Here is a 15,814-nt window from a genome sequence, read left to right as displayed (position 1 = left end):
AGTTTGTCTCCTTCCTAACAGATATCACCAGACATTGACTCTTTTTTCCGGACTCAGGTACATTCCATCTCCCGGCTTTATATCATAGGTTTCTATAAATTCATCAAATTGCTGAAGAACAATATTTACCCTGTGGAACGGAAGCGGATGCATGTCGCTTTTCATGGTATCAAGTTCATTTTCCTCAGTTGTCTGCTCCGCATATTGTCTTGCAAAGGCTCTGAAAAACTCATCATAATCAAAATCAGGTATTTCCCTTACCGCATAAAGTACTGATTTGACACCTCCCATATCAGCAATAGCCTCATCTTTTACAGCATTTCCATTTACCTTCTGCTGCCCCGGAATCGGCCTTGCCAGTGAGAAGTATCCTGCCAGCTTTGATGCTTTTTCATCCATCTTTGACCTGTCCTGTGGTGTCATCCAATCAATGGGGATTTTATCATCATCAAACTGGCGCCCGTAAAGATCAAACTTTGTTCCGTTTGAATCAAATCCATGGGTTATCTCATGGCCAATCGTAGTTCCTACGATGCCTGCAAACTGCTCAAGTGATGCATCTTCTCCAAAAGCAGCATCGCACATAGCCAGATATCCCGCCATTATATAGATGCCATTTTCGTTGCAATAGTACACACAATTGACTTCGGTAGTAGTTCTGGAAGCATCGTAAATATCCCATTTATATCTATCCCAATTTGAATCAGCGCTTTTAACTGCCATGTGAGTTTCTATCATCCGTCTGCCCTCAGCAGCAGCTTCTACAAGATTTCCTCCTTCTTCATAGGACTTTATGTCCGCAGCTGAATAATCGGCGATATTATCAGGCTTTACAAGATGCAAAGCCATATTTTGCAGCTTCCCCTTTGCAGCTGTCCTTGTTTCTTCTGACATCCAGTCTTCTTCATCCAGTATTTGTGCATACGCCTTTATCAGTGCACTTGTAAATTCATTTATCTTAGCTATTTTTTCGTCATCTGTATAATATTTTTCCAGATACAAAGTATCCAGCAATGGTAAAAAGCCACAGATTTTAATGTCATTTCTAAAAAGGACACTATTCTGGCTATCTGAAATTCCCTCATAGTTATCAGCACCGTTCATATACAGCTTAACCATCTTTTCATATGATTCGCGGTCGAGAAGGTATTTAACTGAATCAATGGTCTGTACAATGAGGAATGACTTGATATCTTCAAGGTTCTTTTCGGTATAGATCTTATGTAAGGACTGCAGATAGGAATAATCCACATAAAAGCTGTCACATTTCAAATAGCCTCTGCTATCCAATATCTGTAAAAGCGGATAATCCCCTTGTAAAGCCTTCAGCCCTTCCCTGGTGTTCTGAGCCTGTGTAAACATCTCCCCAACACCGAAGTTTTCGATATTACTGTTTCTTGCGATAAAAGTCTCTATACGGTAATTGCCTTTCAGGATAGCCTTGATCTCTTTTTCAGAAAAAGCAAGCCTTCCAAGGAAATAGAAGATTACATCATCGTTTTTTTCTTTAGCTGCTAATGTATTGCTTGTATACTCCACATATGAGGAATTAGACCCCAGAGAGAGCTTTGGAGCCTGAAGCTTTAACGTGCTCTTGTCCGGGAACTGTATTTGTGTACTCACAGCTTCCGGGATTAACAGCCCCAGCCCAAAGGGATTTCTCGTAGTGCTCCCCTGATACTGCGTAAGCTCACTTATAGAGGATATGCTCTGTATATCCGAAATATACTTTTCAAGAGGCTTTACTCCAAGCTTGTTTCGCTCATCCCAATCAGAATACAGTTTAACCAATGCTTTATATCTTTCTGCATTATCACCTGACATAGCCTCATCAGAAGCAATCTCCATATATCTTTCATACATCAACTTATTTGCATCAAGAAATATACTGGCCTCTTCATATGCGGGGTCCAGAACAGCAGATGCAATAAAATCTTTATTGGCAGCCGCTGCAAAATCATCCTGAAAACGTATATTATCCTCAGACCTGACTGTGAATACAACGTCAGAATCAACCCATTTTCCTCCCCCGGGAATTCCAGAAGGATCAGAACCAGAGCCTTCCTCATTCGATAGATCAGATTCAGCCGCGTTCCCGCCTTTTCCACAGCCCGCAGATATGAGCACCAAAGTAGCTGTAAGAATCACAGCTGTAGTTTTTCTGAATACGCTCCATTCTTTGTTTCTCATTAGCTATCCTTTCTCTTATCCGCAGGCATACTATCTTAATCACGATCAATCAATTAAATTACCTGACAGTAATGTTACGCAAAGTTGCATAAATACTACATGAAATATAATTAATTATATTTCATATAGTCTGCTTATCAGAATGAAATTCTCTTTTTTTAATAATATTTTTATTTTTTATTTCGTTTTGTTTTTCTTTACATCTTCTTTAGAATGTGCTATGGCTCATGCCGGCTCTTTGGGCCGCTTCTCTTGATGAAGATTCAAAAACTCACGCAAAATTAAAAGACCTGGCCGAATATGATGGCAGGTCTTTTAATGCTCTCTTGGAGGGCGGGTTTGTGGTCCATTTATCAACTCTTTTTCTTAATCTAGTATCTCACCATCCCTTGAAATTGTCACAACCTGCCATGGTAAAAACTTTCCGCTGTTTCTTATCGCATTCTCTGCCGCTCTCTGAAGTCCTCCACAGCAGGGAACTTCCATTCTAACTATGGTCACGCTGGTGATATCGTTGTTTGAAATGATCTCCGTAAGCTTCTCAGTATAGTCGCCTTCGTCAAGTTTGGGGCATCCGATCAATGTAACCTTACCCTTCATGAATTCCTCATGCATATTTGCGTAGGCGTATGCTGTGCAGTCAGCTGCAATGAGGAGCTTGGCCCCATTATAAAAGTCTGCCTGCGTTGGAAGGAGCTTTATCTGGCATGGCCACTGCATCAGTCTTGATGGATGAGTGCTCATTCTTGATATCATGTCCTGTCCGGGATCAATGTCTTCCTGATTGCCACTCTTAAGTGTCATAAACCTTGAACCGGGGCATCCATGTCCTGCAGCGTGTTGTTCCATTTCTTTCATCATCTTGTTTTCGCACTGATGCATATCCTTTACCAATCCTTTCTTTTCCTGTGCTGCCTTTACAGCTGCTTCGTCATAAGCAGGTGCTTCCCTTTCTTCAAAAGAGATCGCTCCCATTGGACATCCCGGCAGACAATCCCCAAATCCATCACAGAAGTTCTCTCTTACAAGTTTTGCCTTTCCGTTCACGATATCAATAGCGCCTTCATGACATGCATTAGCACAAATTCCGCATCCATTGCACTTTTCTTCATCAATCTTTATTATCTTTCTTACCATCTTTTGACCTCTCTGTTTGACCCTTATTCTTGTTCTGATGGTGTCAGTATAATATACTGTTCATAACAAGTATGTTGTTTAAACCACATTTTGGAGAAAAATAATGAACCTTGAAGGTATAGAAAAGTGCAGACTGTTCCAGGGAATGACAGCAAAAAGAGCTCTCCCTGGAAGGAAAAGCTCCTAAAAAACATACTTATTATTTCATCACAAAAAGAACCTCGTTCTCTCCGGCCGCAGCTTCCACACTTCTCCCAAGAGTTGCCGTGGGCGCCTTCTGTCATATCTTAATGCCACTGCATTGCATGATTGTGTCTCAAGCATGATTGCTCTTCTTTTCTTAGTCACTCCATACTTTCTTTCGCACTGTTGATAAGACCGAGAAGGCCAGTTTCCTTAATGAGAGCTATACCCTGGAATTCATCTCCGAGGACAATAAGATTGTCGCCTGTTTTAATATCGAAGATCTTTCTTGCCTTGGCAGGAATAACGATCTGACCTTTATCTCCCACTTTGACCATTCCAAAGATATGTTTTCCTTTCGGCGGTATAACACAGCCCAGGTTATCCGAATCATTCTTTTCATATGATATAAGATCGTCCATGGTTACACCAAAGAGGTCAGCCAGCATCTTACACCTCTCTATATCCGGAAGCGACTCTCCGGTCTCATATTTTGAAAGCGTCTGTCTGGATACGCCTATCTTCTCTGCAATTTCCTCCTGTGACAGGTTATTAACCTTTCTCAATTCCATAAGATTGTCTGCAAAACTCATAACTTCTCCTTTTTTATTCCCAGAACACACCACCTTATGAGAGGTATGCGGCTTATGATCTCATACAGAAGGTAAGCGCCTGCGAATGCTGCTATTGCAACCAACAGGTATACGATGACGGGGGCAAGGAACGGACATAATGTATGCAGATACCACCCGCTGACCGCTATCATCAGATAATGGAATACGTAGAGGCCCCATGATTTTCGGCACATCCACCTTGAGAAAGCATTCTCAAAATTCCCCCATTTTTTCATGAAGGCAAGTATACCAAGAGTTCCAAACCATGCGTATACATTGCACATAATTGTATCCAGAACCACGTGATCCGGATAAGACTGACCTTTATATAAAATCACAAAGGCTATGCAGGATGCGAGGGCAAGAATGCTTAATAACAGCCAGTTTTTGCCAAGTCGATCCATCACTTCGTCATGGGACAGTACAAAGTAGCCGATCAAAAAGCCCAGTCCGTAGATACCGAATCTGTATACCACTATCATCGGTGTGTTAAGTATTTGAGCAGCTCCGTATACCGGGATGACAAGCAGCATAACTATCAAAAGATTGGCTCTGCCGCAGATAATATAGAATCTGTCTTTTTCTATCTTTCTGATCAGTACCAGTATCAGGCTGAAGAGCCAGAGCATCTGTAAGTACCACAGAGGACCTGACCCGCTGACTGCCATTATCAGGAAAAGAATTGGCTTTGGTACATTGCCCATGGAATCAAAAGCGCCGGAGATCAGCATGTTGTAATAGCCAAGAACCCAGCCGAAAACCAGAAGTCCGATTGTTGATGGCACAAGATATTTTCTCGTCCTTACCCTGATGAATTCCTTTTCTGTTCGTTTAACTAGTTCATAACGGGCTGACATGCCGGATACCACAAAAAGAAGTAACATGAACCAAGGATATACAATGTACTGATATGTATCCTGGGGCTGATGTTCACTGAAGGGACCGATGATTCCATGCTGTGTAACGCCGTTGAATATGTAGATTACATGATAGATGACAACCAGCACTACTGTTATCCAGCGAATATTATCCAAATATACCTTTCTCATATTTGTACCACCTTTGCTAATTATTTTAACATTTTTCTCAATCATAAAAAAGTAAGCTCCGCCTGTCTACCAAGCGAAGCTTACATATTTTGCTATTTTTTGTTAAATTTGGTTGCGAGCGTATTAGTCCATCTTCAAATAAATATACGCGTTCTGATGAGTATTATCCTGCTCAAGCACCCTATTAAAGTACCTGGCTGCCTCGTCTCTCCTGCCAAGGCCCAGATTTGCAAGGCCCATAAGATAATAGCAGTGGATAGTATTTTTCTGTGTCATGTCGGCATCAAACACTGACATATCCGGCATGGAAACAGCAAAATAATCCATCTTGAACTCATCTCTAAGATGCTGCTCACCGTAGTCGAGAAGCTTATAGAATCTGGCATTGGCGGCCTTTTGGTCTCCAAGTTTTGCCTTGGCAAGGCCCTGGTACAAGATCATGTCAGCAGGCTGATCATAGTAATACATCATTCCTGCGACCTCCATTGCACCAAGTGTTGCCTTTTCATAGCACTCTTTTGCCCTGTCCTTATCCCCCATGAGCTCATAGGCAAGTCCAAGGTTGTAGTAAATATGGTTATCCTTGGTTCCTTCGAGTCTTCCTTCTCCAAGGTTCTCCGGATATTCAAGAGCCTTTTCAAGAAGCTTTTTTGCACCTTCACCATCTCCATCCTGCAAAAGAACTTTTGCCTTCTCTACCAGGCATACCTTGAACTGGGTCGTAATCTTACCCTCAGCGCCTTCCCAGGTCTGGAAGCTGTGGGAAGTAATCCTGTCATAGGCCTCGTCATGCATTTCAAGGTCATTAAGAAGTGTCACATACTCAGTGTAAAGATCATCTCTCTTTTCAATAAGCTCAATGTTATCCATATAAAGCTTATATCTATCCCTAAGCGGAACCTGCAATTTCTGATATAACTGGTCAAGCTCAAGGAATACTCTGGCATCAGCCTTATTAAGTTCAAAGGCCCTTTCCAGACAAGCTCTCGCCTTATCCTTATCGCCCATTTTATTGTAATAGGCTATAGAAAGATTCCTTAGGAGTGTTGGGAAACAGTCGTCTATCTTTTTTGCTTCCTCCCACAGGCTGATTGCCTCTTCATACTGCAGTTTGTCGTAGAAAAGACAACCAAGATAGTATCTGGCCATGGCATCATGATCATCATGATTTATCGCAGTTCTAAGCACAGCAATATCTTCAAGCTTATTAGGGAAGCAATATGCGGAATCACTTTCTTTTGCCTTTGTGAACTCTTCTGCCGCCTTATCATCTCTTCCAAGTTTCTGATAGTATGCCCCAAGATAGTAATGAATCATTGGTTTATCTCCCGGGAAAAGAGATAACGCAGAAGCAGCTTCCTCGTACAAACCTGCCTCAGCAAGGTCTCTTGCGACTAAAAGGTAGGTTTCATGGAAATCTCTGGTTATCCTGTGGAAAGCATCTCCTGTGTAGTCTTTGCTTTCTGACAGGGTATACAGAAGGAACATGGAAACAAAGTCAAAAGCGTCGAGCCTGAGATTATCGTGGATACAGCTTCTTGCCTCTCCGGTCCTTCCAAGCTTCATAAGGATTGCTGCCTTAAGCCCCCTTGCCTTGATGTTGTGAGCATTCTTAACAAGGCCCTTTTCTACAAGCTCAAGCGCCTCAGCATAGTCCTCTCTCCTTGTGGCAATTGCCGCCAGGTAGTAGAAAGACATCTCCTGAAGTTCGTTAACCCAGGTTGCCTTATAAAAGGCATCAAAGGCCTCATCATACTTTTCCTGATAAAACAGGGCCAGACCCAGATTGTAGTATGGCTCTGAGTCATAGGGATTTGGATGCATACTTGTAAGTCTTTTAAGAGCTGTTCTGAAATACTTCTCTGAAAGCTCAAACTGGCCTCTTCTGAAAAGAAGAAGTCCGTAGGCGTTATTTATTCTGGTATCACCGGGATCTCTTTTCAGCCCTTCCAGGTAATACGGATCAGGAAGCCATGTGGCATGTCGATACTGCTCAATATGCTGACCTGTAAGATACAGTTCTTCATTGGTCAGTATATCCTGAGGTTCTTTTGCAGCTTTTGCCGGTTCTGCCAGCTCCGGAACTCCCTGGAAAACTGGCTTATAAGACACCAGCTCTCTTTTTCCGTCAAGTACAGATATCTTGAATTTATATATATCTGAATCCTTATTGTTTTCGTCGACACTTGCCCCAGTTATTCCAAGCTCGTCAAAAGAAATATTGGCATCATAAACATCAACCGGTGACAGCTTGGTTTCCTTGTCATATACTCTTTTTCCATCGTATTCAAGAACAATATGGGCATTCTCTCTTGGAGATGTGGCATATACGATCACATGGATGCCCTTATCATCAAACTCCAGATTAAGAGCTGCGTTAATGGTGGCATTTTTGACCTGTCCTACAGCCTTGTAAGGCATAAAGTACTGCTTGAATACCTTTTCTTCATAGGGTTTAAGCCACGAAAAATCAGGCTGATTATCACAGTACATACCTGTCATCAGCTCAATGTATGGTCCATCTTCATCAGTAAGATTTCTGTCCCAGGCTTTACCGAAGTCACCGCATCCCCAGGTCCACTGCTTTTTGCCCGGAGAAACATGGTGATCAGCAACATGAAGAAGGCCAGCCTTTTTCTGGTAATCATAGCCCCCAACAAAGTTATAATCTGATTTTTCCGCCATGTAGGATGTAGGAACAGGAATGTTCTTATACCTGGATATATCAACGCCTTCACTGTAGTCATGCTTATAATACTCACCGGTAGCTATTGGAAAGCGTGATACAGCTCTTTTACCATGGTCGTAAACACTGTGTACATCCGGTGGGAATATTGACTGAGTATGATCATTAACAGAAACCGCAGGATTTGCCCACCACAGGAAAGTCTGCGGTAGTGGCGTCCTGTTATAGAGCTGACCTGTAATCTCTATATAAGCCTTGTCCGGATAAAGAGTAAACTTAGTAACCTCTTTGGTTCCGTACATCTGGTCAATATCGCCTGTTATGAGTGTTTTGCTACCATCATCATTGTCAACTATCTTGTAGTCCACAGGTGAATATGTGGTTGGTCTGTGATGCTGAGGCCAGTTAAACTCTATACCACCTGAAATCCATGGCCCGGTAAGGCCAACAAGTGCAGGCTTAATCACATGATTATAATAAACAAAGTCATAATCATTAGTCTTGTCGTAGGCTCTCTGAATACGTCCCCCAAGCTCAGGAAGGATCATGACCCTGATATATTCATTTTCCAGATATACTGCATTCCATTCATGGTCAGTCTTTTCCCTGCTGATGGTTGTAGTATTTGGATATGGATATATTTTGCCACAGCTCCCTTGATACACTCTCTTTTCCAGAAACATAGGATTTTTATCCGGACTACCAATTTCATAAGTAGGAATTATTGTCTTTTCTTGCCATATTCTAACTTCTTCCATTTCTACCTCTCCCTATTTTAAGTGAACGCATTCTGATTAGTCTTCCATACTCTGCCACTCGATAATGCCCTCGTACCCAGTACTGATCATCTTGTCCGCTTTCTTTTGAGAAATAAATGATACTCCATACTCATTAGTAAGTTTATCAAGATCATCATTAACATCTAATACATAATAAACATTCAAAGCATCATTTTTCAGTATCTCATATCTGTCCATAGAAGCGAATTTAGCCTGTTCATAATCTGTCGCTAATCGTTTCAATGCTTCTATATCATCTTCTGAATACAAAGACAATTCTTCCTCATCAAGAAGATTGGATACTTTGGCCTCTTTAGTTACACTGTAGTTAAATGACAGCTTCCCTTCTTTATCAATCTTATAGCAGGTCTGACCTGTTATAGTACTTGATATATCATGTGTAACCCACACGCTTCCATGACTGCCAATTGTCACCATGTCATCAGGTGATACATAAAGATTGTTACTATTGATTATTCTGTTTCCTGAAACCACAAGAGGAACAATTATGCTTCCAAGCTCCTCTCCTTCTCTATAATAAGTATACCTTAAAAAAAGCCCCTCATCCTTATCAAAAATAGCATAGCTTTTCTTAACTTCTGTCATATCGCTAAGCCCCTCATGCCAGATGCTATTAACAGCACTTTCCTTCTCGCTTCCGGACTCATAGACAATAGTCAGCATAGGACTCGGTTCAATAATAGTTTTTTCTGTAAGAACATCATTAATCGTGGAATTCTCACACAGAAACTCAGGTATATCTATATTATCAACATCGCCATAAGTAAGCTTAGTTACCATAAGGCTCATGCTTCGTGACATATGCCCTGTTCCGTTATTGATTGCATAGTCTCTTTCACCAGAAAGCTTTACCGCTAAAAGCTTTCTGCTCTCGGCATCAAATATATATTTGATTTCCGTAAAACTGTCTGAAGTAAATGATCCTCCTTTAAAAGCTTCCTCTAAGAAACTAAGCTTTTTTCCTTTAAAAGTAATAACAAAATGTCCTTCTTCATCTGGTTTTCCATCAAAAAAAACATTGACGTCTGACATCTCCGAAAGATCAGGTAAAAGAATCTTCTCAACATCTAAACAAGTTCTGGTTTTGCTCCCGATGTACTCATATGCTGTCTTCTCAACTCCGGCTTCCATACCTTTATAATACTTATACTCAGATGTTGAAGACTTATCAGTTGTGTCTCCCAGAATTGAAGAATATGAATCTGTACTATTGATTTTTCCACTTACAACCCACATATAGTTGTTGTCATCCACATAGTACCTGTCATATTGAAATTCATTACTTGAGCTGCTAGAACCATTTCCCATATTTATTCCAGTTGACTCAGACACACGAGTTTGTGAGCTGCTGCTTCCAGAACTACAAGATACGCCAAGATGACTTGCATAATGAATCTCTTCATAATTTGCCTCAAACAGACCTCTTATTGAAACATGCTGCCCGTCATATTCATATATGGCATCTATAGGATTCATAATATTAAATATAGACCTATAAATCCTGTCATAATTGAATCCCAAAACTGCTATAAATGCCAGAAGCAGAATTCCCCGAACCATCAATTTCTTTTTAGTGTTTTTATTTCTGTCCATTAAATGCCCCTTTAACCGTGCTTTTTTACCACTTTTACATAGGTGCACAGCATCTACTATGTATACAAACACCCTTATGAGAAAGATGCATTCGGAATCTTTTCTAACTCAGTTTGGCATATCTATCCTTTCTTTATACTATTCCAGTACTCCAACGCTGCTTCCATCTTTTTTATAACTTTATCAGGAAGCACCTTAGGACCTATGGAAAAGAGATTGTCGATACCCGCCACGGCACCTACGCCAAACTCATCATATATCGATGCGTGATAGTCCTTACTTCCATGCCAGAATTTAATCTTGCCAGAAAAATCGTTTGAAGGATTTTTATCGTATTTCCTGGCTATTTCCAGAGCTGTATCGATGCAGTTTTCCATGTCATCGTACTCTTTGAGACAGGAAAGAACCAGAGATTTAAAGATAAGTCCCATAATCTTCATCTTGGTAAGATAGCTGTTCTGCCTTTTATCAGTGCTGGTTGAATCAACTATGGTCATGAACCAGTCCATGAGTTCGCTGGCTTCTTTGTAATCTTTGGTGTTGTCCATGGAAACCAGCACCATAAACATTTCCATGGCAAACTGCAGAACTTTGACCAAAATTGAGACCAGCACTTTAGTGTAGGTTTCCATTGCTTCATCAATTTTGCCCGTCATCCTCAGTATATTGGCAATGTTGATATCAGCTATTCCCTGATAGTTTATCTTTTTAAATTCTTCGAGAGATTTCTCCGGGTTATCACGACCTTTCAAGGTTGCAATACGAAATTTTAGTCTAAAGACTTCCTGATCCGGGTCATCACTCTGTGAAACGTAGCAAAGAGCCGATTCAAAAAGCTCTATCGCTTTGTTTCTGTAATTCTTAAGGTCTTTTACCGATGAAACAATACTGTATGTATCCGCGCAGCTCGTGAGTATCTTGAAATTACCGGGGTATCTGACCAGGGCTTTTTCAGCCTCGGCTATGGCCTCGTCATATTTATCCTCGTGTAAAAGACCATCCAGCCTGTCGGAAATGTCTTTGATGTTCTTGGAAGACATACTATATCCCAGCAGTACGTCGACAGATATACTAAAAAAGTCTGCAAGCTGCATAAGAGTCAGAATATCCGGGACATTGCTTCCGCTTTCCCATTTTGATACAGCTCCAACGGTGACCCCAAAGGCTTCTGCCAGTTCTTCCTGAGTCAGATTCATGTCTTTTCGGTATTTCTTGATATTTTCATTTAGCTTTAACTGCATAAAAAACTCCCCCATTATCAACCCATGGTAGCTGATAATTTCTCTTTTTAATTCCAAGAGAGCCTTCCTCAATCTCCATCTGAGGCTTTACAAGCACTAATACTGCAAAAATAGCTGCCGCAAAGATCACGCAGAAGATAAGGATTGACTCTGTGCTCACCTTAGCTACAAGTGCGCTTAAAAGAAATGATCCAACGGGCATGCATGCTGTTCCACAAGCGCCCATTACTGCGGCTGCTCTTGCTATATATTTCGGATCAGCATTTTTCATGAACTGGATGTTTATTGTGCCGCCGATGGTTGATGCTGCTACCATCATGACAAAAAATGAAGCTGCCACGTCAACATAACAAGCGATATTGTTTCCTGCAAAGAGCCCGCCGCAGGCGATTCCAAGCATTGCAACACCGAGAGCAGCTGTTCCAAGCATTATCACCTTGAGTGGAGAGAGCTTCTTAGAGAGAACCGGTACAAGTGCTGATCCAGCGATACCTCCGATTGCAGCAAATGCGCCTGCAATACTGAGGATTTCACCTCCCATTTTGAATATCTCGCTGACAATTGGTGCCTGAAGCGCATTTATAGGAATAAGCATAAAGTTAAGTGCAACTGCAAGCAGTCCATAATTGCAGATAACACGGGAGTTTGCTACATATCTAAAGCCATCCAGGAAGAATTCAATTTTACTCTGCTCTTTCTTGTCATCTGCTTTTTCAGTTGCGGATGCAGCCTTGACTGCTTCAGTAACTGCAACTATTCCGGCCTTCATTACGCTGATAAGCACTGCTGCTATTACAAAAGTTGCTACATCAATCATCATTGCAAAAGAAACACCGGCTGTTGCGATGATCACGCCTGCAGCTCCTGTACCTGCCAGTGACGCAGCACTTGAAAGCATGGAGTTAAGACTCATTCCGCAGGTCAAATGCTCTTTTTTGATCACCTGCATTGTATAAGCTGATGTTGCAGGAAGATTAAAGGATTCAACTGTTGTGATGATCAATGTGAAAATTGCCATGATCAGTGCATTCACCAGGCCAGCTCTATATAAGAGTGCAAACAATGTGATAATTACAGCTCTGAGAAGGTGTGTAGCTACTATCACGTGCTTTTTGTTCATCTTCTCCACAATGGCACCGGCAAAAGGCTGTACCACTACATTTGGAAGTGTATTAAGTGCAAACACTATTGCTGACCACATTGCGCTGTGAGTAATCTGATAAACCAGCCATGTAAAAGCAATTGCATCAACAGAATCACCAAAGCGGTTGATAACTGTTGCAAAAATCAGTTTTCTATATTCACGTTCCTTAAGGATTTCCCCGTACATTTTCTTGTTCTGTTCCATATCTAAAGCCTCCTTACTTGTTTTCATGACTTTATTCTATATGGAACAGACACTTACTATAATACACTTGTTGTATTAGTTGTAAAAGAAAAACTTTCCGTTACGGAAAGTTTCTCTTTTAGCCCCCAAGAGTGGGGGTAGTAGGTTATGAAATTCTATGAAAATTCTATATCACGCTATCTTCCAGCTAACAGCCTGCTTTCTTCCACTGACAAAGTTCTTATATAATCCATCCTGCTCCATCAGCTCATCATGCTTGCCTTTTTGAACAATTCGACCTTTATCAATAACAACTATCTGGTCTGCATGTCTAACTGTCTTAAGCCTGTGGGCAATCATGATAATGGTCTTTTCTTTTGTCAGATTCTCTATGGCCTGCGTAAGTTCTTTTTCATTCTCAGGATCAACATTGGCAGTTGCCTCATCAAGGATAATGAAGGATGCTTTCCTCTTGTCCTCGATCTTGTCCCAGTCAATTTCAGACATAAGCTTAAAACTTACGGCTTTGATGGTTGAGATGCCCCACCAGGAAATAGATGACTGGATCCAACACCGTAAGATCAATATCAAATATATCTTCACACGTAAGTCTTTCATCCATCTGTATATTGCGGATATGACAAAAGAAAGTAGTTGAATCTCCAGTCTCGACAGTTCTTGCAACCTCGCATTCATACACCCATCGGCTTTCATTCAATACAGGAACATCCAATACCTCTCCTCTCACAACCTCATAAGAAATATCATTCTTAGCGCCATCTTTGGCATGTTTAGAGCCAAAGTAATCCATAAGAGGAAGCATATCTATGCTGACAAGGTTTGCACTAAAGACACCGGTTCTTAGAACGTTTTTCTTAGTCATCTTAGTTCCTGCCATACTTATAACAAATAAATATTGGTCGCCATCTTCATGCGTTGCACTTGCCCAGGTGATAGGAGCAAAGTTTGCAGAACCATCCTCGTTATTCGTGCCAATAATAAAAGAAGGCTGTACACACATAGAATATTTAGGATCAACAGATCGTCTTTTTGCCATTTTATCTCCTCAGACAGTAAGTTTTGCTGAAAGATAATCAAATCAGCAAACCTGAATTTGTCTAACCATTTATCATTGGCTGAAAAAATTGGTGTGTCACGTTCAGCTGTTTCGAATTGGGAAAGCGAAAGAAATTATCCTGATCTGCAAATAATAGTTTCTTTATCAGAGATATTGGACATTCCTCTTGATTCACTTTTAAAAGATGATGCTGAGGTAATTGAGAAAATCGCAACTGATACAAAGCAACGCAAAAAGTTGAGCGCAAAGGTAAAAATACTTTATGCCTTCTCTGCAGCCCTTTTTATTGCGGTATGTGCATTGCTTTATTTCACCAGATACCAGGAGATATCTGATGCGAGCAAGATAAAAACAGTTCAATTGAATGGCGAAGATCTTGTTGTTTCTGTGGACATTCCAAAATACCGAAGCCTATGTGGGTGGTATATGGACTGGGGAAAAGATGGCAAAACAATCACCGTATCTCTTATTACAAAACGAGACCTATCTTTTTATAATCAATCTGTAGATGTGATTCCTCTCATAAGAGACGACAAGCCCGAAAGGATAGTGTTTGTATATAACAATCACCCCTTCGCAACATATAATGCAGATGATATCCGGATAAACTAACAACATGGTGGTCATCACGACCACCATGTTGTATTTTAATGGAAGATTATGTTCAAATATAATGCTCATTCCAACAAACTGGAATTGTTAACACTCTGTCTTATTGCACCGGAGGCATAAAGCATAAAATGCAATCGCCAGAAACTGTGATACCACAGACACAGTGACAAGATACACAGGATTCAAATCATACAGGGCACCGAGAAGCCAACTGCCCAGAAACCACGCAATACCAAATCCTGTCTCAAATATTCCGAAACCGGTGCTTCGCATGGAACGCGGGACGATTCCGCTGACAGCTGCTTTCATAATACTTTCCTGCGCACCCATTCCAATCCCCCACAGAATTATCCCAGCTCCGATCAACCAGGCATTTCCAGTCATAAAAACAAAACATGAGAAGAATGTGCTGCATAGTGTGGAAATGATCAGAGCCTTCAGCCCGACCTTATCATAAAGCCAGCCAAAGAATAGTGCAGCAAAGGCATCCACAGCCATTGCCCCAGCATATAGCAGGCTGAGCATGGATTCATTAAATGCTCCGGTATTAGCCGAATGAAGTGTGATCAGGGTGAAGTCTGCAAAGCCAAAAGCAAAAAAGCAGATGGCCGCCATGAACAGAACAAATGACTTCCTGAATTCAAAGCTTGCCGGTTTATCTTCCTGCTTTTCAAAGATCTCCGGATCAGGGTATCTTATCTTTGCTGTCAAAACAAGAGCTATGGTGATCATTGCAGGAACAAGCAGTATCGCAAAAGAGATCCTATACGTTGTAAAAAGGTCGTCTGTACCTTTTACAAGAGCTGTTACAAAAAGCAGTACCGGTCCGAGAAACGCGCCAAGCTGATCCAGAAACTCCTGATAGGCAAAGCCTTTTCCGGTTCCGATCTCGCTTGCCGCAAAGCTTACCAATGTGTTTTTGGCAGGCTTTTTTATCGCTTTTCCGATACGCTCCAGGATCACAAGACCGCAGGCCCAAATCCAGCCATGTTCAGGTACGAGTGCCAGTGCAGGAATCGCCAGAGCCTGTATTACATAGCCTGTGATAACAAATGTCCAGTATTTCTTCGTTTTATCTGCTATAAATCCGGATATGAGCCTTAGTGAATACCCGCACAATTCTCCTATACCGGACACAAATCCGATGGTTGCAGCGGATGCCCCTGCGAGGTTCAGATATTCGCCCAATATGCTTCTGGCGCCTTCATGAGTCATGTCCGAAAACAGACTTACGATTCCCATCAGGGTTATAAATATTATGGCGCCAGACAAAGCCCTTTTTTTATCCATGTTCTACTCCACTA

Annotated in this window: 11 protein-coding genes and 1 pseudogene; 1 reads left to right on the top strand and 11 read right to left on the bottom strand. The window is 41.3% G+C overall.

What is annotated here, in order from left to right; translation table 11 throughout:
- Positions 1 to 24: 24 nt before the first annotated feature.
- The 10 genes and pseudogenes from G613_RS0115875 to G613_RS0115825 all read right to left on the bottom strand — a co-directional run bounded on the left by G613_RS0115875 (position 25) and on the right by G613_RS0115825 (position 13,877).
- A complete protein-coding gene (locus G613_RS0115875) occupies positions 25 to 2,190 on the bottom strand; it encodes a M13 family metallopeptidase (protein ID WP_029233559.1) in 2,166 nt (721 codons plus the stop codon).
- A 366-nt stretch (positions 2,191 to 2,556) separates the two neighbouring features.
- Positions 2,557 to 3,327, bottom strand: a complete 771-nt coding sequence (locus G613_RS0115870; RefSeq protein ID WP_029233558.1) for an ATP-binding protein — start codon at positions 3,325 to 3,327, stop codon at positions 2,557 to 2,559.
- 344 nt (positions 3,328 to 3,671) lie between these two features.
- The gene (locus tag G613_RS0115860; protein WP_029233557.1) at positions 3,672 to 4,103 is read right to left on the bottom strand and encodes a helix-turn-helix domain-containing protein; all 432 of its coding nucleotides are present in this window, start codon (positions 4,101 to 4,103) and stop codon (positions 3,672 to 3,674) included.
- The gene (locus tag G613_RS0115855; RefSeq protein WP_029233556.1) at positions 4,100 to 5,173 is read right to left on the bottom strand and encodes an acyltransferase family protein; all 1,074 of its coding nucleotides are present in this window, start codon (positions 5,171 to 5,173) and stop codon (positions 4,100 to 4,102) included. Before G613_RS0115855 ends, G613_RS0115860 begins: the two co-directional genes overlap by 4 nt.
- 123 nt (positions 5,174 to 5,296) lie before the next feature.
- Entirely contained in the window at positions 5,297 to 8,617 is a 3,321-nt protein-coding gene (locus tag G613_RS0115850) for a tetratricopeptide repeat protein (RefSeq protein WP_029233555.1), read from the bottom strand.
- A gap of 36 nt (positions 8,618 to 8,653) precedes the next feature.
- Positions 8,654 to 10,252 (bottom strand): hypothetical protein, encoded by a 1,599-nt coding sequence (locus tag G613_RS0115845; RefSeq protein WP_029233554.1) that lies wholly within the window; start codon positions 10,250 to 10,252, stop codon positions 8,654 to 8,656.
- Positions 10,253 to 10,374: 122 nt separating this feature from the next.
- The gene (locus G613_RS18880) at positions 10,375 to 11,493 is read right to left on the bottom strand and encodes a helix-turn-helix domain-containing protein (RefSeq protein ID WP_029233553.1); all 1,119 of its coding nucleotides are present in this window, start codon (positions 11,491 to 11,493) and stop codon (positions 10,375 to 10,377) included.
- Positions 11,474 to 12,841, bottom strand: a complete 1,368-nt coding sequence (locus tag G613_RS0115835) for an MFS transporter (protein ID WP_029233552.1) — start codon at positions 12,839 to 12,841, stop codon at positions 11,474 to 11,476. The genes G613_RS18880 and G613_RS0115835 overlap by 20 nt, the downstream gene beginning before the upstream one ends.
- A 171-nt stretch (positions 12,842 to 13,012) precedes the next feature.
- A pseudogene (locus tag G613_RS0115830) lies at positions 13,013 to 13,291 on the bottom strand (ABC transporter ATP-binding protein); the annotation flags it as partial.
- Positions 13,292 to 13,331: 40 nt separating this feature from the next.
- Positions 13,332 to 13,877, bottom strand: a complete 546-nt coding sequence (locus tag G613_RS0115825) for a flavin reductase family protein (protein WP_029233550.1) — start codon at positions 13,875 to 13,877, stop codon at positions 13,332 to 13,334.
- A 57-nt stretch (positions 13,878 to 13,934) separates the two neighbouring features.
- Here G613_RS0115825 and G613_RS18875 point away from each other — a divergent pair, with 57 nt between their 5' ends.
- Positions 13,935 to 14,510: a helix-turn-helix domain-containing protein gene (locus tag G613_RS18875; protein ID WP_029233549.1), complete on the top strand. Its 576-nt coding sequence runs from the start codon at positions 13,935 to 13,937 to the stop codon at positions 14,508 to 14,510.
- A gap of 87 nt (positions 14,511 to 14,597) precedes the next feature.
- Here the strand turns inward: G613_RS18875 and G613_RS0115815 are convergent, their stop codons facing one another.
- Positions 14,598 to 15,800 carry an MFS transporter gene (locus tag G613_RS0115815; RefSeq protein WP_026527378.1) on the bottom strand — a complete coding sequence of 401 codons (1,203 nt, stop codon included), beginning with the start codon at positions 15,798 to 15,800 and terminating at the stop codon, positions 14,598 to 14,600.
- Positions 15,801 to 15,814 lie beyond the last annotated feature (14 nt).

The sequence above is a fragment of the Butyrivibrio sp. VCB2006 genome (genome assembly GCF_000420945.1).
GTDB lineage: Bacteria > Bacillota > Clostridia > Lachnospirales > Lachnospiraceae > Butyrivibrio.
Note: the sequence above shows the minus strand (reverse complement) of the source record. Positions and strands in the feature narration are given on the sequence as shown.

Excerpts from the sequence above, each read along its gene's own strand:
- G613_RS0115870 (WP_029233558.1), bottom strand. The coding sequence starts at position 3,327 with ATGGTAAGAAAGATAATAAAGATTGATGAAGAAAAGTGCAATGGATGC.
- G613_RS18880 (WP_029233553.1), bottom strand. The coding sequence starts at position 11,493 with ATGCAGTTAAAGCTAAATGAAAATATCAAGAAATACCGAAAAGACATG.
- G613_RS0115855 (WP_029233556.1), bottom strand. The coding sequence starts at position 5,173 with ATGAGAAAGGTATATTTGGATAATATTCGCTGGATAACAGTAGTGCTG.
- G613_RS0115815 (WP_026527378.1), bottom strand. The coding sequence starts at position 15,800 with ATGGATAAAAAAAGGGCTTTGTCTGGCGCCATAATATTTATAACCCTG.
- G613_RS0115835 (WP_029233552.1), bottom strand. The coding sequence starts at position 12,841 with ATGGAACAGAACAAGAAAATGTACGGGGAAATCCTTAAGGAACGTGAA.
- G613_RS0115860 (WP_029233557.1), bottom strand. The coding sequence starts at position 4,103 with ATGAGTTTTGCAGACAATCTTATGGAATTGAGAAAGGTTAATAACCTG.
- G613_RS0115850 (WP_029233555.1), bottom strand. The coding sequence starts at position 8,617 with ATGGAAGAAGTTAGAATATGGCAAGAAAAGACAATAATTCCTACTTAT.
- G613_RS0115845 (WP_029233554.1), bottom strand. The coding sequence starts at position 10,252 with ATGGACAGAAATAAAAACACTAAAAAGAAATTGATGGTTCGGGGAATT.
- G613_RS0115825 (WP_029233550.1), bottom strand. The coding sequence starts at position 13,877 with ATGGCAAAAAGACGATCTGTTGATCCTAAATATTCTATGTGTGTACAG.
- G613_RS0115875 (WP_029233559.1), bottom strand. The coding sequence starts at position 2,190 with ATGAGAAACAAAGAATGGAGCGTATTCAGAAAAACTACAGCTGTGATT.